The organism is Amycolatopsis sp., assembly GCF_036008905.1.
Classification (GTDB): Bacteria; Actinomycetota; Actinomycetes; order Mycobacteriales; family Pseudonocardiaceae; genus Amycolatopsis.
In genome coordinates this window covers 72,240-92,919 of the sequence record NZ_DASYMU010000017.1, presented here as the reverse complement: position 1 = coordinate 92,919, position 20,680 = coordinate 72,240, and the positions used below count along the sequence as shown (strand labels likewise).

Here is a 20,680-nt window from a genome sequence, read left to right as displayed (position 1 = left end):
TTACCCTCGGGGTAAAACGTCGACATATTCCTGGGGTCAGAGGGCTTGGGCGGTGTTGTAGAGGGTTTGGACGTCGGTGCCGAAGTACGGGCCGAACATGTAGCCCGGCAGGAACGTGTACCCGAAGCTGTTCACCGACGCCTGCAGGCCGCGGCCGGTCTGTTCGTCGAACTGCAGGAACCACGGGCCGCCGCTGGACCCGCCGGTCATCCCGCAGTTCATCGCGTGGTCGCGGGTGAGCAGGAAGTCCGTGAACGTGCTTCCGCTGCAGTAGACGAGTTTCGTGCCGTCGTAGGGCGCGGCGGCCGGGTAGCCGAACGTGTACATGTTCTGGTTGCGCGCCTGGTTGAACGCGATGCCCTGCCCGCCGACGACCTGCCCCAGCGACTGGCCGTTCAGCTGGTTCACCACCGCCGCGCCGACGTCGTAGTTCATGTCCTCGCTCTGCACCCACTGCGGCGTCGACAGGGTGGACTTGGCCGACCACTGTCCGTAGGGCGCGGCGCCGTTGTTGTAGGCGGGGACGAAGATCCAGTCGGTGTGCCAGGCGCCCTGGTACTTCACGCAGTGCCCCGCGGTGATCACCACGCTCTGGTTCGCGCTGGTCACGGCGTCGCCGCTGCAGGACGCCTTGTTCGCGCCCAGGGTGAAGAACACCCGGCCGGCCGTCGTGACGACGGCGCCGCCGCCGGTCCAGGTCGCGCCCGAGGTCGGGAACGCCGAAGGCTGGACGACCGTTTCCAGGCCGCGGGCGACTTCAGTGGGGGAGACCTTCGGCGAGGCCACGAGCCGGTCCATCGGAATCGCGGAACGCAGGTCTTCGGCCGACCATTTCACGGCCCCGGACGCACTGTGCACGACCGTTTCCGTTGCGGCGTAAGCCGGTGTGACACCCAGTGCCGCCGCCAAACCGGCCGCGACCATAGCGATACCCGTCCGCCATATTCTTCGTTCCATGCCGCCTCACCTTCGCCGGGGAATTGCCGGGAATCTCCTTCGACGGTAATTTCCTGCCGAATTCGCGGCAATAAACCATTCGGCGGCAAGGAATACTGGGCCGAAAGGGTGTACCCGGTTCGTTTGTGCGCACGCGGCAACCGCGTGATCGATACCGTGTCGACGCTGTAATCGATCACCGACGAGTAGGGGATTCGGATGAGGTTCGGTTTGGTAGTACGTGCCGCCGTGGTCGCGGCCGTGATGGCGGCACTGGCCGTTGTGTTCGCGCAGGCAGGGCAGGCGGCCACAGCCACTGGGGTGACGAGTGTCCAGTCGCCGGTTTCCGATGCCTGGGAGTGGTAGCTTCGCCCGAGCTAAATGTATAACGACCTATACAGTTGGGTTCTGGTGTGCCTGGCCGCACCAGAACCCAACGACCAGCAAAGACCAGCGGAGTCTTAGCCCACTTTTCGTCCCGCTTCCAGTTCCAGCCGTTCGCCTTCCCAGCCGCGTCTCAGCCAGCGATCGTGCGACGCGATCACCACGGCGCCGGGAGCGCTTTCCAGTGCGGTGAACAGTTCTTCGGCCAGGGTCAGCGAAATATGGTTCGTCGGTTCGTCCAGTAGGAGCACCTGCGGGGGATCGGCCAGCAGGATCGCGAGCGCGAGCCGCCGCCGCTGGCCCACCGAAAGCGTGCCGACGGCCTTGTCGAGATCCTTCGGTGCGAGAAGTCCCAGCTGTGTCAGCGGCGGCCCGTTCTCGCCGACCGCCTCGAGATAGAGGCGCCGTGCCGACGTCTCCGGGGCGGCGAACACGACGTCCTGCTCCAGGAGTCCGACCCGCACGCCGCGTCCTCTGTGGACAGTCCCGCTCGCCGGCGCCAGTACGCCCGCCAGTACCGACAGCAGGGTCGACTTCCCGGCGCCGTTCCCGCCGGTGATCAGCAGTCGTGACGTCGTCGCGATGTCCAGTTGCCGGAGCTGGAGCCGCCCCGGCAGATCGAGATCCCGGACGGACAGAGCCAGCTTGTCCTCGACGGCCGAACCGGTCAGCTCGCCACGGAACCTCAGTGGTGCCGGGGGTTTGCGGACTTGATCGCGCTTCAGGTCGTCGAGCCGCAACTGGGCGTTGCGGACCCGCCGCGAGATCTGCTTCTGCACGCGCGCGCCGAAGAAGTTGTAGTCCAGCTTGTTGTTGTCCCGCGGCGGGCGGTTGTGCGGCGCGACAGCGCGCGCGGTGACGTCGACGGACTCCTTGAGTTCCTTGAGCTCCTCCTGTTCGTGGGCGAAGCGTTGCTCCCATCGTGCTCGCTCGGCCCGTTTCTGGTCGAGATAGTCGGAGTACGTGCCGCCGTAGCGGGTCGGCCCGTCCATCGCGGGATCGAGGTCGACGATGTCGGTGCACACGGCGTCGAGGAACACCCGATCGTGCGACGACAGCACGACCACGCCGGTCAGTGCGGCGAGATGCCGTTCCAGGAACTCCATGCCACTGTCGTCGAGGTGGTTGGTCGGTTCGTCCAGCAGCAACGTCGACGGCTGCCGGATCAGCAACGCGGCCAGCCCGAGCCGCGACCGCTGCCCGCCGGATAGCGTGCCCAGCGTCCGATCGGGGGAGATGTCCGCCAGGCCGAGGCCGTCGCAGACGAGTTTCGCCCGCCGGTCGGCGTCCCACAGGTCGTGGGCCTGCGCCCAGTCGAGGACACGGCCGTACTCGGCGAGCGTGTCCGCGTCGTCGGGACGTTCGGTGATCCGCTCGGTGAGCCTGTCCAGTGCGACGGTGGCGTCGCGGATCTCGGCCAGTGCGTCGTCGACGACTTCGGAAAACCGCGTGCTCAGCGGGAACGGGAGCTCCTGGAGCAGGAACCCGATATCCCCGTTGTGCTCGACCGAGCCGCCGTGCGGTTCTTCGACGCCGGCCAGCAGCCGGAGCAGGGTGGACTTCCCGATGCCGTTCTCACCGACGAGCCCGAGCCGCTGGCCGGCGCCGGCCACGAGCGAGAGCCCGTCGAACACGACCCTTGCCCCGTAGGAAAAGACAAGATCCTTGGCGTGCAAGGGAAGAACAGTAGACATACGACATCACCGGCCCTGGTGCGAACGGGATACCCGCCGGGCTCAGGCCTCGGACGCGGGTGGGGGCGTGATGTCAGCTGTTCATGATGGGCCCATCTTAACGCAACAGTCGTTGGATTAGTCAAGTCCATTGACAGTGCGCCACCCGGATGCAACTCTGAAAGAGAACTTTCGAAAGAACTCTTTCAGATGTCTCAGGGGGAACCGATGACCGAGCTGCCCCCGCGCAAGCGGGTCCGAGACGCCGAGCTGATGCGCGCGCTGGCCCATCCGCTGCGCGCGGCCCTGCTCTACTACCTGAGCGCCATCGGGCCGCGCACGGCGAGCGAATGTGCCGAGGCCGTCGACTCGTCGGCGTCCAACTGCAGCTGGCATCTCCGTCAGCTCGCGCAGTTCGGCCTGGTGGAGCGCACGGACGGCACCGACGGCCGCGAACGGCCGTGGCGGGCGACCCAGGTCGGCCTGGAACTGGGGGAGCTGGATTCCGACCCGGCCGTGCGGGGCGCCCAGCTCGCCGTCGTCGGCACGACGCTCGCCCACGAGCAGCTGCTCACCCAGCGGTTCCTCGACACCACCGACCAGCTCGACCCCGAATGGCGGGCGGCGGGCTCGCTCAGCAGCTACGCGCTGACCGTCACCGCGGACGAACTCAAGAACCTGGTGGAGGCCGTCGACGCGCTGATCCGCCCGTATGTCTCGCCCATCCGGACCGACGCCCCCGCGGCGGCCCGGCACGTCCATGTCGGCTTCCGGGCGTTCCCCCGGATCGAGGCCGACGGAAAGCCGAGCCAGCGATGAGACCGTTGAGAGAACCCGCTTTCGCCCGGTTGTGGACCGCCGCGTTCTTCTCCGAATCCGCCGAGTGGATGCTGCAGGTCGCGCTGCCGGTGTTCATTTACCAGGCGACCGGGTCCGCCGCCTCGACCGCGGCCAGTGTGGTGCTGGGCCTGCTGCCCGCAGTGCTGCTGAGCCCGGTCGCCGGCGTCCTGGCGGACCGCTGGAACCGGCGGATCGTGCTGTGCGCGGTCTGCGCCGGCCAGGCCGTGGTCGCCATGCCGCTGCTGCTGGTCTCGAGTAGCACGCTGCTGGTGGTCGTGTATCTCGTGATGGCCGCGCAGGCCGGGCTGGCGTCGCTGTTCGAGCCCGCGCGTAACGCGCTGATCCCCGAACTCGTCGGGCCGGACGACGTGACCGGCGCCAACGGGCTGATGAGCGTGAACAGCAGTGTCGCGAGGCTCGCCGGTGGCTGGCTGGGCGGTGTCCTGCTGGGTGTCGGCGGACTCGGCTGGGTGGTCGCCGTGTACCTCGCGTCGCTGGCCGTCGCGGCGGCGATCCTGCTGAAGCCGTTCGCCCCGGCCACGAACCGGGGAGTGCCCGCCGAACGTGAGCCGATGGTGCGGGCGTGGATCGACGGGCTCGCGGAGATCGCGCGCTCACGGAAGCTCCGGGTGACCGGTGTGGCGCTCGTGCTGATGTCGTTGGCGCAGGGCATGTTCCTGGTGCTCTTCGTGGTGTTCGTGCTGAAGACGCTGAGCGGCGGCGAGGCCGACGTCGGCCTGTTGCGCGGGGTGCAGGCGATCGGCGGGCTGGTGGCCGGGATGTCGGTCGCGACGATCGCGCGCGAGGTGGCGCCGGAGAAGCTGCTGGGCTGGGGCACGCTCGTGCTCGGCGTGCTGTCGGCGGTGATCTGGGACAGCGCGTTCCTGACCACGGCGTTGCCGGTGTACATCGGGCTGTTCATGGCCGTCGGCATGCCGGGGGTGTTCGCCGGGGCCGGGCTGCTGACGGTGATCCAGGCCGGTGCCTCCACGGAACGCGCCGGCCGGGTGCTGAGCACCGGGTTCGCCGGGATGGCCGCGTTCACCGCGCTGGGCGCGCTGGCGGCCGGGGTGCTGATCGGCCCGCTCGGGCTGGCGGGCCTGCTGAACGTCCAGGCCACGCTGCACGTCGGTGCCGGGCTGGTGGTCCTGCTTGGTCTCGTCCGGTCACGGAAAACCGTGGAAGAGCCCCAGTTAGTGACAGTCGCCCCTCTTTAGGGTGACGTGTCGCCTATGTTGGGGGAGTGCCAAGCCTGTTCGCCACCAGCGACCTCCACGTGACCCACGAGGGCAATGCCCCGCTCGTCGATCTCGTCGTCCCCGATTCGCCCGACGACTGGCTGCTCGTGGCCGGTGACGTCGCCGAGCGCGTCGAATCGACCATCGAGATCCTGACCGTGCTGCGGGGCCGGTTCGCGAAGGTCGTCTGGGTGCCGGGCAACCACGAGCTGTGGACCACGCACGCCGACGAGTCGCAGCTCCGCGGTCAGGCCCGGTACGAGCACCTGGTCGAGAAGTGCCGGGAGATCGACGTGCTCACCCCGGAGGACGAGTTCCCGGTGTGGCCTTACGCCGACAAGCCACTGACCATCGCGCCGCTGTTCGTGCTCTACGACTACAGCTGGCGGACGCCCAAGGCACGCCACGAGACGCTGGAAGTCGCGATGGAGCAGGCGCGGGAAGCCGGTGTCGTGTGCACCGACGAGTACTTCCTGCACCCGGACCCGTATCCCAGCCGTCAGGCGTGGTGCGCGCAGCGGCTGAAGGTCAGCACCGAGCGGCTCTCGGCGATCCCGGCGGAGCACAAGACGATCCTGATGTCGCACTGGCCGCTGCACCGGCACCCGACCGAGCCGCTGTACTACCCGGAGTTCGCGATGTGGTGCGGTACCACGGAAACCGAGGACTGGCACCTCCGCTACCGCGCCGAGGTGTCGGTCTACGGGCATCTCCACATCCCGCGCACGACACACGCCGACGGGGTCCGCTTCGAAGAGGTCTCCCTCGGCTATCCGCGTGAGTGGCGGAAGCGCGCCCGCGGCCCGGTCCCGCTGCGCAAGATCCTTTAGTTCTTCTCGGCGGCGCGGCGGGCCCTGAGCGCCCGCACCCGGCCACGGCTCGCGCAAGCGGGGGACGGGCACCAGACCCGGCGGCCGGACGGGTCCGCGAAGACCCCTCGGCAGTCGTGCTCGGGGCAAAGGGTCAGTTCGTGACGGTCCGGGCCGGTGAGATGGTCGACGGCTTGCCGTCCGATGCGCGCGAGTGCCGCGCGTGGCGTGCGCGGCGGCTGTCGGCGCAGGCGGTCCCCGGTGCTCAGGTGCACCGGGTCGGCCGCGCCGACGAGGAACCGCGCCAGCGCCGAGGCCGGCACCGGTGCGGGCGGCATGCCCGACACCGTCGCGAGCGCCAGCGCGCGCAGGATCTCCCGCAGCGCCCACGCCTGCTCGAGGTCCTCCTCGACGGGCGCCCGGACTGGGGTCAGCTCCGATTTCCCGAGCCATTCGCTGAACCGCTCGACGGTCGGGAGCAGCTCGACGGCGTCCGCGCTGAAGTGACGGCTGCGGGTCGCCAGGAGGTTCAGCCAAGTCGCTCCGCAGTCGAACCGGAACAGCTCTTTCGTCATGATCGGCATCGTAACGGGTTGAGCGTTACATCGCATTCGGTAATGGTTGAACCGTTACACCGCAGGTCAGAGTACGAAAAAGCCAGGGTGCCCACGAAAGATCGTGGACACCCCGGCCTCGGTGGGACTCGGTGACTAGGACGTGGCGGAGGTCCCCGGCCCGTCCTGACCCGGACGGCGCCGGCGCAGGTAGCGCTCGAACTCGGCGGCGATCTTGTCGCCGCTCACGTCGTCGAGGTCGACCTCGGACTCGGCGTCGCCGCGCTCCTCCAGCGAGCGCACGTACTCGCTGATCTCCTCGTCCTCTTCGGCCATCTCACTGACCGTCCGCTGCCACTCCTCGGCCTGCTCGGGCAGCGCGCCCAGCGGGATCTCGACGTCGAGGATGTCCTCGAGCTTGTGCAGCAGCGCCAGCGTGGCCTTCGGGGACGGCGGGTGCGACACGTAGTGGGGGACCGCGGCCCAGATCGACACCGCGGGGATCCCGGCCTGTACACAGAAGTCCTGGAGCACGCCCACGATCCCGGTCGGCCCCTGGTAGCGGTTGCGCTCCAGGCCGAACCGCGACGCGGCCTCCGCGTCGTACGCCGTTCCGGTGACCGGGACGGGCCGGGTGTGCGCGGTGTCCGCGAGCAGCGCGCCGAGGGTGACCACCGTGGAGACCTTGAGTTCCTCGATGTGCTCGAGCAGCTCCGCGCAGAAGGCCCGCCACCGCATGTTGGGCTCCGGCCCCTGCACGAGCACGACGTCGCGCTCGAAACCCTCGGGCCGGCAGATCGACAACCGGGTGGTCGGCCAGTCGACACGGCGGCTCACCCCGTCCACCTGGCGGACTGTGGGCCTGCTCACCTGGAAGTCGTAGTAGTCGTCCGGTTCGAGCTCGGCCAGGGGTGTCGCGTCCCAGTTGAGCTGCAGATGCTCGACGGCTCGACTGGCCGCGTCACCTGCGTCGTTCCACCCTTCGAAGGCCACGACCATCAACGGCGTGGTGTCTGCTGGGTGTTCGCCCGGCGTCGGCTCGGGCTGCTGGGTCTCGTCGGCGGGCTCACTCACTCGACCAGCCTACGACCAGGCCACCGTAAGCTGTTGGCCATGTCCGATCGTCTATCGTCGCCGCTTCTCGACGCACTCCGGACCCGCGTGGTCGTCGCCGACGGCGCCATGGGTACCGCGCTGCAGGCACATGACCTGACCTTGGACGACTTCGCCGGGTTGGAGGGGTGCAACGAGATCCTCAACGTCACCCGGCCCGACGTCGTCCGCTCGGTCCATCGAGGCTATCTGGAGGCCGGAGCCGACGCGGTCGAGACCAACACTTTCGGGTGCAATCTCGCGAACCTCGCCGAGTACGACATCCCCGAGCGGATCTTCGAGCTGTCCGAAATCGGCGCGCGGCTCGCGCGCGAGGTGGCCGACGAGTTCAGCACACCGGACAAGCCCCGGTACGTCCTCGGTTCGGTCGGCCCCGGCACCAAGCTGCCGACCCTCGGCCACGCGCCCTACGCCACCCTGCGTGACGCGTACATGGAAGAGGTCCGCGGCCTGCTGATCGGCGGGGTCGACGCGGTCATCGTGGAGACCACGCAGGACATCCTGCAGACCAAGGCCTCGATCATCGCCGCGCACCGCGCGATGGCCGCGGAAGGCCGCAAGGTGCCGATCATCGCCTCCATCACCGTGGAGACGACCGGCACGATGCTGCTCGGCACCGAGGTCAGCGCCGCGCTGGCCGCGCTGGAGCCGCTCGGGATCGACCTGATCGGGATGAACTGCGCGACCGGTCCCGCCGAGATGAGCGAGCATCTGCGGCAGCTGTCCAAGCACGCCCGCGTGCCGCTCTCGGTGATGCCGAACGCCGGCCTGCCCGAGCTCGGGCCCAACGGCGCCGTCTACCCGCTCTCGGCGGAGGGCCTCGCCGAGGCGCTCTCCGGGTTCGTGCGCGAGTTCGGCGTCGGCCTGGTCGGCGGTTGCTGTGGCACCACCGACGAGCACATCCGGCAGCTGGTCGCCGCGGTGGCCGACCTCGAGGTCAAGCCGCGCCGCCCGCGCCCGGAGCCCGGGGTTTCGTCGCTCTACCAGGCGATCCCGTTCCAGCAGGACGCCAGCGTGCTGATGATCGGCGAGCGCACGAACGCCAACGGTTCCAAGGCGTTCCGCAACGCCATGCTCGAAGGCAGGCTCGACGACTGCGTCGAGATCGCGCGCGACCAGACCCGCGACGGCGCGCACATGCTCGACCTGAACATCGACTACGTCGGCCGCGACGGTGCCGCCGACATGTCCGAGATCGCCGCGCGGCTCGCGACGGCGTCGACGCTCCCGATCATGCTGGACTCCACCGAGCCCGCCGTGCTGCAGGCCGGGCTCGAGCGGCTCGGCGGCCGCTGCGCGGTCAACTCGGTCAACTACGAGGACGGCGACGGGCCGGACTCGCGGTTCCAGAAGATCATGAAGCTCGTCGCCGAGCACGGTTCCGCCGTGGTGGCGCTCTGCATCGACGAGGAGGGCCAGGCCCGCACGGCCGAGTGGAAGGTCCGCGTCGCCAAGCGGCTGATCGAGGACCTCACCACCAACTGGGGCATGCGGGTCGAGGACATCATCATCGATACGCTGACCTTCCCGATCTCGACCGGGCAGGAAGAGGTCCGCAAGGACGGCGTCGAGACGATCAACGCCATCCGCGAGCTGAAGAAGCTGTACCCGGGCGTGCAGACCACGCTGGGACTGTCCAATGTGTCCTTCGGCCTGAACCCGGCCGCGCGCCAGGTGCTGAACTCGGTGTTCCTGCACGAATGTGTGCAGGCCGGGCTCGACACCGCGATCGTGCACGCGTCGAAGATCCTGCCGATGGCCCGGATCCCCGACGAGCAGCGCGCGGTCGCCCTCGACCTGGTCTACGACCGCCGCCGCGAGGGCTACGACCCGCTGCAGGAACTGATGGCGCTGTTCGAGGGCGTCAGTGCCGCCTCCAACAAGGAGACGCGCGCCCAGGAGCTCGCCGCGCTGCCGTTGTTCGAGCGGCTGGAACGCCGGATCGTCGACGGCGAGCGCAACGGCCTCGACACCGACCTGCTGGAAGCGCTCGAATCCCGGCCCGCGCTGCAGATCATCAACGACACACTGCTGTCCGGGATGAAGACCGTCGGCGAGCTGTTCGGCTCCGGCCAGATGCAGCTGCCGTTCGTGCTGCAGTCGGCCGAGGTGATGAAGGCGGCGGTGGCGTTCCTCGAACCGCACATGGAGAAGGACGACGACGCCGGCAAGGGCCGCATCGTGCTCGCCACCGTGCGCGGGGACGTCCACGACATCGGCAAGAACCTGGTCGACATGATCCTGTCGAACAACGGCTACGAGGTGGTCAACCTCGGGATCAAGCAGCCGATCACGACCATCCTGGACGCGGCGGCGGAGAACAACGCCGACGCGATCGGCATGTCCGGGCTGCTGGTGAAGTCGACGGTGATCATGAAGGAGAACCTCGAGGAGATGAACTCCCGCGGTGTCTCCGCGCGCTGGCCCGTGCTGCTGGGCGGCGCCGCGCTGACGCGGTCGTACGTCGAGAACGACCTGACGGAGATGTACCTCGGGGACGTCCGCTACGCCCGGGACGCGTTCGAGGGCCTGCGCCTGATGGACGCGATCATGGCGTCGAAGCGCGGCGAATCGCCGTTGATCGACCAGGAGGCCGACGCCAAGCGCAAGGAACGCAAAGACCGCCGTGAGCGTTCGCTGCGGATCGCCGAAGCCCGCAAGGCCAAGCAGGCCGAGCTGGAAGAGGCCGAGTCGCCGCCCCCCGCGCGGTCCGACGTCGCGACCGACGTCGCCCTGCCGAGCCCGCCGTTCTGGGGCAGCCGGGTGATCAAGGGCGTCCCGCTCGCCGACTACTCCGCGATGCTCGACGAGCGCGCGACGTTCATGGGGCAGTGGGGGCTCAAGGGGGCCAAGGGCGGTACGGGACCGACCTACGAGGAGCTCGTCGAGACCGAGGGCCGCCCGCGGCTGCGGTACTGGCTGGACAAGCTGACCGCCGACGGCATCCTCGCGCACGCCGCGGTGGTCTACGGCTACTTCCCGTGCGTCGCCGACGGCGATGACCTGGTCGTGCTGACGGAGCCTCGCGCGGACGCCCCGGAGCGGCACCGCTTCACCTTCCCGCGCCAGCGCCGGGACCGGAGGATGTGCCTGGCCGACTTCTACCGGCCGAAGGACCTCGCGCTGGCTTCCGGCGAGATCGACGTCGTGCCGTTCACGCTGGTGACCATGGGACAGCCGATCGCGGACTACGCCAACGACTTGTTCGCGAAGAACGCTTACCGTGACTACCTCGAGGTGCACGGCCTTGGCGTGCAACTGGCCGAGGCGCTCGCGGAGTACTGGCACCGCCGGATCCGCGAGGAACTGCACTTTTCCAGTGGCGGCAACGTGGCCGACGAGGACCCCGCCGAAATCGAGGAGTACTTCAAGCTCGGCTACCGCGGCGCCCGGTTCTCCCTGGGTTACGGCGCCTGCCCCGACCTGGAGGACCGCGCGAAAATCGTGGACCTGCTGGAACCGGAGCGGATCGGCGTCAAGCTGTCCGAGGAGTTCCAGCTGCACCCCGAGCAGTCGACCGACGCGATCGTCTGTCACCACCCGGAAGCCAAGTACTTCAACACCTGATCCACCGAACGACGAAGGAGAACCCTGTGAGCGCACCGTCCGCAAAGGACGGACCGGCCGCCGTGTTGTGGGATATGGACGGCACGCTGGTCGATTCCGAAAAGCTGTGGGATGTCGCGCTCTACGAGACCGCCGAAGCCATGGGCAGCAAGCTTTCCGAAGCCCAACGGTCCACTTTGGTCGGGTCCAATATGGACGCCACGGCGACCTATCTGCTCGAGGTCGCCGGTCGTGAGGTGACCCCTCACGCGGTAGCCGAGATCGGGCAGTCGATCCGGGAGCGCACTGCCGGGCTGTTCGACGACGAACTGCCGTGGCGCCCTGGCGCTCGTGAGGCATTGACGGCCGTTCGGGACGCGGGAATTCCGTCGGCGCTGGTGACGTCCACCGAACGATCGCTGACCGAGCTCGCGCTGAACACGATCGGGCGGGAATTCTTCACCGTCACCGTGTGCGGTGACGAGGTGGATGGGCTGAACAAGCCGCATCCTCGGCCGTACTTGTTGGCGGCGGAACTGCTTGGGGTGGATCCGGCGCGGTGTGTCGCGGTGGAGGATTCGCCGCCTGGTACCGAATCCGCGGCTGCTGCTGGGTGTGTGGTCTTGGTGGTTCCGAACGACGTGCCGGTGGAGGCGGGGGAGCGGCGGGTGTTCCGGTCGTCGCTGGTGGGGGTTGACGTTGCCGCGTTGGCCGAGCTGGTGAAGGCTCCGACTGCTTGAGTGGCGCGGCTGGGTGGGCGTGGCTCGACCCAGCGTGGCTCGTGAGTGGCTACGAGTGTTCTAACACTTGTTGCCACTCACGAGGGGGTGACCAGGGGCTTTGCTGCGCGGGATGGCTTGGGTGGGCCTGGCGTGGGGGTAGTACCGGGGGCATTTGGGGGTACGGGCTCAAAGGTGCGGGGTTGGCCTCTGGCTTGTATGGCTTAGAGCTGCGTGGTGCGTACAGGGGTATGGCTAGAAGCCTGTGTTTATTGGCAGGCGCGCGATCAGGTTTGCGTGACCAGGGCGTGGCATTTCGAGGTCGGTCACGACCGGTTCGGGGGCGCCCTGCTCCCGCAAACCTGGCCTTCGGCAAGCGCGCGCGGTGAAGACTCCCGCCCGTTGGGCGGACGTGAGTCGCCCTGGCTGAGTCTCAAACACAAAACCCGCGTGGTCGGGTTTTGTGGGTTGGGCTGGTGATGGCTGGCTTTACGGACTGAGGGTGTGTTACGTCGATGTCGGATTTTCGCTAGCGGGGTGTCTGGCCGTGGGTGATGCTGGAGAGGTGCACGAAGACTTTGAGCGTTGTGTTCGGGCGGTTCAGTCCAAGGACGACCGGTTCGACGGGTGGTTTTTTACGGCGGTACTGACGACTCGGATCTACTGCCGTCCCAGTTGTCCGGTGGTGCCGCCGAAGGTCGAGAACATGTCGTTCTACCCCAGCGCGGCTGCGGCGCAGCAGGCTGGATTCCGTGCTTGTAAGAGGTGTCGTCCTGACGCTAGTCCTGGGTCTCCACAGTGGAATGAGCGCGCGGACCTCGTCGCCAGGGCGATGCGGCTGATCGCCGATGGCATTGTCGATCGCGACGGTGTGCCTGGGTTGGCCTCGCGGTTGGGGTACAGCAGCCGGCAGGTCGAGCGGCAGTTGCTGGCCGAGCTCGGGGCCGGGCCGCTCGCTCTTGCGAGGGCGCAGCGCGCGCAGACCGCTCGGGTGCTTATCGAGACGACCACGTTGTCCATGACGGATCTCGCGATGGCGTCCGGGTTTTCCAGTATTCGTACGTTCAACGACACTGTCCGCGAGGTCTTCGCGCTTTCGCCGACGGAACTGCGCAGGCGTGCGAAGCGGTCCCAGCAGTGCACGACCACAGGAGTCCTGTCGCTGCGGCTGCCGTTCCGGGCGCCGTTGTGTCCCGACAATCTTTTCGGCCATCTCGCGGCGACCGGTGTCCCGGGCGTAGAGGAATGGCGTGACGGCGCTTATCGCCGCACGCTGCGCCTCCCGCATGGGCACGGCGTGGTCACCTTGCGGCCGCTGCCCGACCACATCGGCTGCCAACTCGCGCTGAGCGACCTCCGCGATCTGTCCATGGCGATCAGCCGCTGCCGCCGGATGCTCGACCTCGACGCCGACCCGGTCGCCGTCGACGACCTGCTCGGTGCGGACCCGGTGCTCGGGCCGTTGGTGGCGAAGACGCCCGGACGCCGCGTGCCCCGCACGGTCGATCCCGACGAGTTCGCCGTCCGCGCGGTCCTCGGTCAGCAGGTGTCCACGGCCGCCGCGCGTACCCACGCCGCCCGCCTGGTCACCGCGCACGGCGACAAGATCGACGACCCCGCGGGCGGCCTCACGCACCTGTTCCCGTCCCCGGAGGCGCTCGCCGAGCTCGAGCCGGAAAGCCTGGCGATGCCGAAATCCCGTCGGCGGACCCTCACCACGCTGGTCGCCGCCCTCGCGGCGGGGGAGATCGACTTGGGCGCGGGAAGCGACTGGCTGCGCGCCCGGGCGCAGCTGAACGAGCTGCCCGGGTTCGGCCCGTGGACCGTCGAGAGCATTGCCATGCGCTCTCTCGGCGACCCGGACGCGTTCATCGCCTCCGACCTCGGGATCAAGCTCGCCGCCAGAGCACTCGGCCTGCCCGAATCACCCGCCGCGCTGAACCTGGCCTCCGCCGCCTGGCGGCCGTGGCGCGCGTACGCCGTCCAGCACTTCTGGGCCACCGGCGACCACCCGATCAACCACCTGCCCGTATGAAAAGGAAAGAGACGATGGACACACTCCGTACGCATACAGTGATCGACAGCCCCATCGGACCGCTCACGATCGTCGCCACGAACGGCGTTCTGTCGGGGTTGTACATGGTGAAGCAGCGCCACCTCCCGGCCGAGGAAACCTTCGGCGACCGCGACCCGGACGCCGGAGTCTTCGCCGAAACCGCGCGTCAGCTCAAGGAGTACTTCGCCGGGCAACGCCGGGTTTTCGATCTTCCGGTGGCCTTCCACGGCACGCCGTTCCAGCAACGTGTGTGGGCCGCGCTGCGGGAAATCCCTTATGGGGAAACGGTTTCCTATGGCAGGCTCGCGGAGGAGCTCGGCCGCCCGGCCGCGGCTCGCGCGGTCGGGCTCGCCAACGGGAAGAACCCGATCTCGGTCATCGTCCCGTGCCACCGGGTCGTCGGCTCGACCGGCGACCTGACCGGGTACGGCGGCGGCTTGGAGCGCAAGCGGTACCTCCTCGACTTCGAGCGGGGAGGCGACGCGCTCTTCTGAGACCCGTCGGGTACGGCTCGGCAGCGGATGGAAGGATCTACAGACTGTGAAGACCTTCGATGAGCTGTTCGCCGAGCTTGCCGAGCGCGCGCGCGTCCGTCCCGACGGTTCCGGCACCGTCGCGGCACTGGACGCGGGCGTCCATGCGCAAGGCAAGAAGGTGTTGGAAGAGGCGGGCGAGGTGTGGATCGCCGCCGAGCACGAGTCCGACGACCGGTTGTCCGAGGAGATCTCGCAACTGCTCTACCGGGTACAGGTGCTCATGCTGGGCCGCGGTATTTCCACCGAGGACGTTTACCGCTATCTCTGACGGCCGCCGCTGCCGCCAGTGACTTTTGAGGAGAATTCGAATGCTGCGTGTCGCCGTGCCCAACAAGGGAGCCCTGGCCGTTTCCGCGGCCGAGATGCTGGGTGAGGCGGGCTACCGGCAGCGACATGAGCAGCGCGACCTCACCGTGCTCGACCCCTCCAACGAGGTCGAGTTCTTCTACCTCCGCCCCAAGGACATCCCGATCTACGTCGGTTCCGGCGAGCTCGACCTCGGCATCACCGGGCGCGACCTCGCGCTCGACTCCGGCGCCCCGGTCGAGGAAACCCTCGCGCTCGGCTTCGGCGGATCCACGTTCCGCTACGCCGCCCCGGCCGGCCAGGAGTGGAAGCCCACCGACCTCGCCGGCAAGCGGCTGGCCACGTCGTACCCGCGGCTGGTGCGGGAGGACCTCAAGCGCCATGGCGTCGAGGCCGAGGTCATCCGGCTCGACGGCGCGGTGGAGATCTCGATCCAGCTCGGGGTCGCGGACGCCGTCGCCGACGTCGTCGGGTCCGGTCGCACGCTGCGCCAGCACAACCTGGTGGCGTTCGGCGACCCGATCTGCGTGTCGGAGGCCGTGCTCGTGCACCGCGCCGGGGTGACCGCGTCGAAGCCGATGGCGCAGCTCACGGCCCGGCTGCAGGGTGTCGTGTTCGCCCAGCACTACATGATGCTGGACTACGACTGCCCGCGGGCGCTGCTCGAGACGGCCATCGCGATCACGCCGGGCCTAGAGTCGCCGACGGTGGCGCCGCTGGCCCACGAGGACTGGGTGGCCGTGCGGGCGATGGTGCCGCGCAAGAAGGTCAACCAGATCATGGACGAGCTCGCCGAAGCCGGCGCGAAGGCCGTGCTGGCTTCGGACATCCGCTCCTGTCGGCTCTGACCGACCGGGCGGCACGCCGATGAACGGCGTGCTGCCCGCGTTCGCCCCGATCTGGCTGATCACCGGGCTCGGGTATCTGCTGAGCCGGTTTTCGGTGCTCGGCGAAGGTGCCGAGAAGGTGCTCACGACGTTCGCGTTCACCGTCGCGATGCCCGCGGTGCTGTTCAGCACCTTGATCGACACGCCGTTTTCGGCGCTGGTCAACAAAGGCCTGATCGCGTTCGGCGTGGGCACGGTCTTGGTGGGCTTCGCCGGTTTCGCGGTGTCGTGGTGGCTGTTCCGGCGACGGCTCGGCGAACGGGTCGTCACCGGGATGGCGGCCTGTTACGTCAACGCGGCGAACCTGGGCATCCCGGTGGCGTTGCAGGCGCTCGGCAGCTCGTCGTTCATCGTGACCGTGCTGCTGTTCCAGTCGCTGTTCATGATGCCGCTGATGTTGGCACTGCTGGAATCCGACGCGCCGCGCGGTGACGGCTCGCGCTGGCGTTCGCTGCTGATGCTGCCGGTACGCAACCCCGTCATCGCGGCTTCACTGCTCGGTGTCGTCGTCGGCACGAGTGGCTGGCGCCCGCCGGACGTGCTGCTGCAGCCGATCCACACGCTCGGGAACGCCGGTGTCGCGACGGCGCTGCTCGTCCTCGGCATGTCCCTGAACGCGCGGAACATCGGTGAGGTCACGGATTCCGGGCGGCGATGGGAAACCGTCACGGTGGTGACGCTGAAGATCGTCGCGCAGCCGTTGGTCGCGCTCGGCGTCGGCCTGCTGCTGGATCTGCCGCGGCCGTTGCTCTACGCCGCCGTGTTGTGTTCGGCACTGCCGACCGCGCAGAACGTCTTCATCGCGACGAGCCAATACGCCATCGACACCCGTTTCGTGCGGGACTGCGTGTTGTTCTCGACGTTGCTGTCGATGGGCACGTTGTCGCTGATCGCCTGGGTTCTTGCCTGACGCGGAATGCACGGGGGTGTGCGTGGAACGCGCTTGGGCGTGCACAGACTGCACTCGGGCGCGCATGGGTTGCACGCGCGCCCGAGTGTGCGTCAGACGCCGTCGCGGGGGCGTTTCGGCATGAAGTCGTAGAGCTTTTTGCGGGCGCCGTTGTCGTTGGCGGTGCGGGCTTTCGAGACTTCGGTGATGAAGTTCTCGAAGACGAACTCTTCTTCGGGCACGATGGGGCCGCCGGTCTGGTTCTCCCGGTACTGCTCGAGTGTCGCGGCGATCTGCCGGAACGACTCGGCCTGCACGGTTTCCGGCGCGTAGGTGGTGACCGGGATGCCGCGCGCGGCGGCCTCGTTCACCACCACGCCGAGCGGAAGATGGTTCAGCACCGGGATGTTGAAGGTGTGCAGTTCGTTCAGCGCGGCCATCGCGTAATGCGAGATCGGCCGGCGGTACAGGCCTGGCACGATGCCGAAGTAGGTGATCGGCGGCCGGTTGACCATCTGCTCCACGTACTGGATCTGGTCGTGCAGGAGCCGCAGCGCGCGGATGCTCGTGCGATCGGGCTGCACCGGCACGAGGATCCCGTTGCTCGCCGCGATCGCGTTGTTCGTCAGCACGTCCAGCGCGGGCGGGCAGTCGATGATCACGTGGTCGTAGTTCGCGAACTGGATGACCCGCGCGAGCTGCCAGCCCGGTACGCGGAACTGGTCGAGCCGCCGGATCAGGTCGAACATCCCCGGTGAGGTGGGGATGACGTCGAACGCCCCGCCGCGGCCGATGTTGCTGCGGGTGTGGGGCACGACGAGTTCCTCGACCGGGCCCTTCCACATCTTCGTCAGCGCCTTCGCCATGCTCGGCAGATGGGACGGCACCTCGGGCAACCCGAGCATCTCGGTGCTCGCGTGGCCTTGTGGGTCGAGGTCGATGAGCAGGACCCGCTTACCGCGCTCGGCGAGCGCGGCTGCCGCGCCTACACTGAGCGAGGTCTTGCCGACCCCACCTTTTTGGTTGACCACCGAGGTGATCTGCATTCCCGGGCGCTCCTGTGTCTTGTTCAACTGTGCCTGGACTCAGTGGTCACGACCGCACTAGCCTGCCGCATCGAACACCCTTCTGAACAGCCCTCCTCCGATAGTGGTTCCGGGCAGGTTATTCGATCGGCGCCCCGCGCGCCCGCCCACTCACCGCGGACGCACCAATAGTGCCTGCGCACCGGTGCCGACTTGACCCGCCAGGTCGTGCAACCGGCTGGTGGCGATTCCTACGCCATTCGGGCCGACCGTCGTCGCCGCGTCCAGCCCGATCCACTCACCGGCCGGCTCGCGCAGGAGGTGGACTGTCAGCTCGGCGTTGATGAACCACCACTGGTGCGGGTCGAGGAAGTTCGAAACGCCATTGCCGGAGTCCGCGACCGCGAACAGGCGTTGCAGCGCGCTGGGTTTCTCGCCTTCGACGAGGTCGACGCGCTGACGTGCCCAGACGGCCGCCGGGCCGGGCTCAGCCATGCTGCCGGCCACCGCGCGCCACTCCATCGCGTCGAGGTACCCGCCCGACCAGCCGTTGGGCCACGGCGATTCGGCCACACCTTCGGGTGTGGGCAACGGATCCACCGAGTTCGAGGCGATCGCGCCGGTGTCCGAGGCCGCCATGCGCCACGCCGACGCCCGCGCCACCGCGCGATCCCCGGAGACCAGTTCCGCCGAGAGCATCTCGACCGACCGGCCGGGCCGCTCGACCCGGGCGCTCACCGACAGCTCGGTGAGCGGCGCCGGGCCGAGGATCTCGATCGTCACCCGCGACAGTTGCCGGGTGTGGCTGACTTCGGGCCGCCCTCGGCGTAGCTCCTCCAGCGCGCGCACGAGCAACGCCGAGGGCGGCCCGAAGTGCTGGGCGTCCGGCGTCCACGGACCGGCGGTGTGCTTGGTCGGTGAGTACCGTCCCCCGCCGAGGGGAAGGTAAAACGCGTCAGTCACAGCGCATCCCCTAATCTGCTCGGTCGATCGGTGACTCTTCCCCGGCGTCCGGCTCCGGCCAGCCCGGGTATGCCGGTGGCGTGCCGCCGAAGGACGGGCAGTGTGCCTGGTGATCGCACCAGCCGCACAGTTTGCTCGGGTTCGGCCGGAAGTCGCCGGTCTTCCCGGCCTTGAGGATCGCCTGCCAGATCGCTTCCAGCGTGCGCTCGAACCGCAGGAGCTCGGCTTCGTCGGGTGTGTAGGCCAGCGACTGCCCGTCGGTCAGGTACATGAGTTTGAGCTGGCGCGGCACGATCCCGCGCAGCCGCCACAGCACTACGGCGTAGAACTTCATCTGGAACAACGCCTTGGCTTCGCCGATTTCCCTGGGCGCCGCACCGGTTTTGTAGTCGACGACCCGGATCTCCCCGGTCGGCGCGACGTCGAGCCGGTCCACGTAACCGCGCAGCAGGACCCCCGAGCCGAGTTCGATCTCGACGTGGAGTTCACAGGCCTCCGGATCCAGCCGGGTCGGGTCCTCGAGACCGAAGTACGAGTCGACGAGTTTCGCCGCCGACCGCAGCCATTCCTCGACATCCTCGGGTTTGTCCGCCTCGAACAGTTCTGTCCACTCAGGACGCTCCGCGGACAGCTCCGTCCACGCCGGCTCGAGCAGTTCCTTGGCGTTGGCCGGAACTCTGTCTGCCTGCGGGAGCGCGAAGAGACGCTCCAGCACCGAATGCACGAGCGTGCCGCGCAGCTGCGCCTTCGTCGGGACCTCGGGCAGGCGGTCGACCGCGCGGAACCGGTAGAGCAGCGGGCACTGCTTGAAATCACTGGCACGCGACGGTGACAGCGCCGGGCGGCGGCGAGCGGCCGGGCGGCCCGGCTGCGCCTGTGCTGTCGCTGTCTGTTCTGGCATGGGGCGAGCGTAGCGCCGACCACCGACAGCCTCGGGGATCGCCGCCGACCTCCGCGGGTCACCCGATCGTTGCCCCCCGGATCACTCGCTCCCCACACCCCGCCCTTTACTCTTCTCGTCGTGGCCGCCACCAGTGAACACAGCGCGGGGCCGTCCCGGCGTAGCGCTGTCCCGGACGGCGGGTTGCTGCTGTTCAGGGTCGGCGGGGTGCCCGTGCTCCTCGCGCCGTCCTGGTGGATCGGCTCGCTCGCCATCGTCGTGCTGTACGCCCCGCTGGTCGGGAGACTGCTGCCCGGAGCCTCGATGACGACGTCGTGGCTGCTCGCGGCCGCGTTCGCGGTGCTGCTCGGGTTGTCGGTCCTCGCCCACGAGCTCGGGCACTGTCTCGTGGCGCTGCGGATGGGGATCCCGGTCCGGCGGCTGCGGCTGTTCCTGCTCGGCGGGCTGTCCGAGGTCGCGAGAACGCCCAGGCGTCCCGGTCAGGAAGGCCTGATCGCCGCCGCCGGGCCCATCGTCTCGTTGCTGCTCGCCGGGTTCTGCGCGCTGCTGCTGCTCGCGGTGCCCTCGGACGGGTCCGCGTGGCTGCTGGTCGCCGAATGCGCCGTGGCGAACCTCGCGGTCGGTGTCTTCAATCTTCTGCCCGGGCTGCCGCTGGACGGTGGCAGGATGCTCCGTGCGGGCGTCTGGGCGCTCACCGGGCGCCGGGCGCACGGAACCAGGGCCGCGGTCGTCGGTGGCGGCCTGGTGGCCGTGGGGCTGCTCGTCTGGGCGCTGTTCGGACTGGCTTTCGGCAGCGACGACAGGTGGCTCAGGCTCGGCGTGTGCGTCGTGACGGCCTGGTTCGTCGTGATGGGCGCCGGGGCCGAACTGGCCGCCGAGGGCCGCCGCGGCTGGCCGGAGGGCCTGCTGCTGGCGGACCTGGTGCGCCCGGTGCTCCAGCTGCCCGCCGAAAGCCCCGTGGCGGACGCGCTGGCCGCGTCGGCCGGACGCGGGGTGGTGCTCGTCCGCGCGGACGGGGTCGCCGCCGGTCTGCTCGACGAAGCCGCCGCCGAAAGGCTCGCCGCGACGTCACCTCATTCGCCCGCGGAACTCGCGGCCGAGCCGATCCGCGCCGAGACCGTGCTGCTGTCCTCCGAGTCCGGCGACGACATCGCCGAGCGCGTCCACGAGACCGCCGCCTGGCAGTTCTTGGTGGTCGACGACGAAGGCCGCCCCGCCGGCGTGCTGCGCCGCGAGGATCTCCGGGCCGCGATTTCGGGCCAGAGCCGGTTCTGAAACCTCCGTCCTCACCCGCTGTCCGGGCCG

General features: G+C 68.7%; 19 protein-coding genes. 12 read left to right on the top strand and 7 right to left on the bottom strand.

The features are described 5' to 3' along the window. Positions 1–36 precede the first annotated feature (36 nt). Positions 37–957: a peptidase gene (locus VGP60_RS03420; RefSeq protein WP_327546346.1), complete on the bottom strand. Its 921-nt coding sequence runs from the start codon at positions 955–957 to the stop codon at positions 37–39. A gap of 198 nt (positions 958–1,155) precedes the next feature. Here VGP60_RS03420 and VGP60_RS03415 point away from each other — a divergent pair, with 198 nt between their 5' ends. Then, positions 1,156–1,302, top strand: a complete 147-nt coding sequence (locus tag VGP60_RS03415; protein ID WP_327546345.1) for a hypothetical protein — start codon at positions 1,156–1,158, stop codon at positions 1,300–1,302. 95 nt (positions 1,303–1,397) lie between these two features. Here VGP60_RS03415 and VGP60_RS03410 read toward each other — a convergent pair whose 3' ends face one another. Further along, positions 1,398–3,014: an ABC-F family ATP-binding cassette domain-containing protein gene (locus tag VGP60_RS03410; protein ID WP_327546344.1), complete on the bottom strand. Its 1,617-nt coding sequence runs from the start codon at positions 3,012–3,014 to the stop codon at positions 1,398–1,400. Between the two features lie 207 nt (positions 3,015–3,221). On the opposite strand from VGP60_RS03410, the gene VGP60_RS03405 reads away from it, so the two are divergent. From VGP60_RS03405 to VGP60_RS03395, 3 genes are read left to right on the top strand one after another with little or no spacing between them, the layout of a single operon-like run. Beyond that, complete coding sequence (locus VGP60_RS03405; RefSeq protein ID WP_327546343.1) at positions 3,222–3,812, top strand: ArsR/SmtB family transcription factor; 591 nt, start codon at positions 3,222–3,224, stop codon at positions 3,810–3,812. Beyond that, the gene (locus VGP60_RS03400) at positions 3,809–5,050 is read left to right on the top strand and encodes an MFS transporter (protein WP_327546342.1); all 1,242 of its coding nucleotides are present in this window, start codon (positions 3,809–3,811) and stop codon (positions 5,048–5,050) included. Before VGP60_RS03405 ends, VGP60_RS03400 begins: the two co-directional genes overlap by 4 nt. Before the next feature lie 26 nt (positions 5,051–5,076). Then, on the top strand, positions 5,077–5,901 hold the full coding sequence (locus VGP60_RS03395; RefSeq protein ID WP_327546341.1) for a metallophosphoesterase: 825 nt from the start codon (positions 5,077–5,079) through the stop codon (positions 5,899–5,901). On the opposite strand, the gene VGP60_RS03390 is transcribed toward VGP60_RS03395, so the two are convergent. After that, entirely contained in the window at positions 5,898–6,455 is a 558-nt protein-coding gene (locus tag VGP60_RS03390) for a CGNR zinc finger domain-containing protein (RefSeq protein ID WP_327546340.1), read from the bottom strand. The genes VGP60_RS03395 and VGP60_RS03390 overlap by 4 nt on opposite strands. Before the next feature lie 135 nt (positions 6,456–6,590). After that, entirely contained in the window at positions 6,591–7,508 is a 918-nt protein-coding gene (locus tag VGP60_RS03385) for a PAC2 family protein (protein ID WP_327546339.1), read from the bottom strand. 39 nt (positions 7,509–7,547) lie between these two features. Here VGP60_RS03385 and metH point away from each other — a divergent pair, with 39 nt between their 5' ends. From metH to VGP60_RS03350, 7 genes are all read left to right on the top strand, one after another. Then, positions 7,548–11,114 (top strand): methionine synthase, encoded by a 3,567-nt coding sequence (gene metH / locus VGP60_RS03380; protein ID WP_327546338.1) that lies wholly within the window; start codon positions 7,548–7,550, stop codon positions 11,112–11,114. Positions 11,115–11,188: 74 nt separating this feature from the next. After that, complete coding sequence (locus VGP60_RS03375) at positions 11,189–11,833, top strand: HAD family hydrolase (RefSeq protein ID WP_414640285.1); 645 nt, start codon at positions 11,189–11,191, stop codon at positions 11,831–11,833. 544 nt (positions 11,834–12,377) lie between these two features. After that, a complete protein-coding gene (locus VGP60_RS03370) occupies positions 12,378–13,847 on the top strand; it encodes a DNA-3-methyladenine glycosylase 2 family protein (protein WP_327546336.1) in 1,470 nt (489 codons plus the stop codon). Between the two features lie 14 nt (positions 13,848–13,861). Further along, entirely contained in the window at positions 13,862–14,362 is a 501-nt protein-coding gene (locus VGP60_RS03365) for a methylated-DNA--[protein]-cysteine S-methyltransferase (RefSeq protein ID WP_327546335.1), read from the top strand. A gap of 46 nt (positions 14,363–14,408) precedes the next feature. Then, positions 14,409–14,672, top strand: coding sequence for a phosphoribosyl-ATP diphosphatase (locus tag VGP60_RS03360; protein ID WP_327546334.1), 264 nt, complete (start codon positions 14,409–14,411; stop codon positions 14,670–14,672). Between the two features lie 40 nt (positions 14,673–14,712). Next, positions 14,713–15,558: an ATP phosphoribosyltransferase gene (gene hisG, locus VGP60_RS03355; protein WP_327546333.1), complete on the top strand. Its 846-nt coding sequence runs from the start codon at positions 14,713–14,715 to the stop codon at positions 15,556–15,558. Between the two features lie 19 nt (positions 15,559–15,577). Beyond that, positions 15,578–16,507 carry an AEC family transporter gene (locus tag VGP60_RS03350; RefSeq protein WP_327546332.1) on the top strand — a complete coding sequence of 310 codons (930 nt, stop codon included), beginning with the start codon at positions 15,578–15,580 and terminating at the stop codon, positions 16,505–16,507. A 92-nt stretch (positions 16,508–16,599) separates the two neighbouring features. Here the strand turns inward: VGP60_RS03350 and VGP60_RS03345 are convergent, their stop codons facing one another. From VGP60_RS03345 to VGP60_RS03335, 3 genes are all read right to left on the bottom strand, one after another. Further along, the gene (locus VGP60_RS03345; RefSeq protein ID WP_327546331.1) at positions 16,600–17,532 is read right to left on the bottom strand and encodes a ParA family protein; all 933 of its coding nucleotides are present in this window, start codon (positions 17,530–17,532) and stop codon (positions 16,600–16,602) included. A 150-nt stretch (positions 17,533–17,682) separates the two neighbouring features. Then, on the bottom strand, positions 17,683–18,474 hold the full coding sequence (locus VGP60_RS03340; protein ID WP_327546330.1) for a thioesterase family protein: 792 nt from the start codon (positions 18,472–18,474) through the stop codon (positions 17,683–17,685). A gap of 10 nt (positions 18,475–18,484) precedes the next feature. Then, a complete protein-coding gene (locus tag VGP60_RS03335; RefSeq protein ID WP_327546329.1) occupies positions 18,485–19,375 on the bottom strand; it encodes a RecB family exonuclease in 891 nt (296 codons plus the stop codon). A 120-nt stretch (positions 19,376–19,495) separates the two neighbouring features. Here VGP60_RS03335 and VGP60_RS03330 point away from each other — a divergent pair, with 120 nt between their 5' ends. Continuing rightward, positions 19,496–20,650 (top strand): M50 family metallopeptidase, encoded by a 1,155-nt coding sequence (locus VGP60_RS03330; protein ID WP_327546328.1) that lies wholly within the window; start codon positions 19,496–19,498, stop codon positions 20,648–20,650. Positions 20,651–20,680 lie beyond the last annotated feature (30 nt).

Bases quoted from the DNA above. Each gene is read 5' to 3' on its own strand.
- VGP60_RS03415 (WP_327546345.1), top strand. From the start codon at position 1,156: ATGAGGTTCGGTTTGGTAGTACGTGCCGCCGTGGTCGCGGCCGTGATG.
- VGP60_RS03405 (WP_327546343.1), top strand. From the start codon at position 3,222: ATGACCGAGCTGCCCCCGCGCAAGCGGGTCCGAGACGCCGAGCTGATG.
- VGP60_RS03350 (WP_327546332.1), top strand. From the start codon at position 15,578: ATGAACGGCGTGCTGCCCGCGTTCGCCCCGATCTGGCTGATCACCGGG.
- VGP60_RS03400 (WP_327546342.1), top strand. From the start codon at position 3,809: ATGAGACCGTTGAGAGAACCCGCTTTCGCCCGGTTGTGGACCGCCGCG.
- VGP60_RS03420 (WP_327546346.1), bottom strand. From the start codon at position 957: ATGGAACGAAGAATATGGCGGACGGGTATCGCTATGGTCGCGGCCGGT.
- hisG (WP_327546333.1), top strand. From the start codon at position 14,713: ATGCTGCGTGTCGCCGTGCCCAACAAGGGAGCCCTGGCCGTTTCCGCG.
- metH (WP_327546338.1), top strand. From the start codon at position 7,548: ATGTCCGATCGTCTATCGTCGCCGCTTCTCGACGCACTCCGGACCCGC.
- VGP60_RS03375 (WP_414640285.1), top strand. From the start codon at position 11,189: ATGGACGGCACGCTGGTCGATTCCGAAAAGCTGTGGGATGTCGCGCTC.
- VGP60_RS03410 (WP_327546344.1), bottom strand. From the start codon at position 3,014: ATGTCTACTGTTCTTCCCTTGCACGCCAAGGATCTTGTCTTTTCCTAC.
- VGP60_RS03365 (WP_327546335.1), top strand. From the start codon at position 13,862: ATGGACACACTCCGTACGCATACAGTGATCGACAGCCCCATCGGACCG.
- VGP60_RS03345 (WP_327546331.1), bottom strand. From the start codon at position 17,532: ATGCAGATCACCTCGGTGGTCAACCAAAAAGGTGGGGTCGGCAAGACC.
- VGP60_RS03390 (WP_327546340.1), bottom strand. From the start codon at position 6,455: ATGACGAAAGAGCTGTTCCGGTTCGACTGCGGAGCGACTTGGCTGAAC.
- VGP60_RS03335 (WP_327546329.1), bottom strand. From the start codon at position 19,375: ATGCCAGAACAGACAGCGACAGCACAGGCGCAGCCGGGCCGCCCGGCC.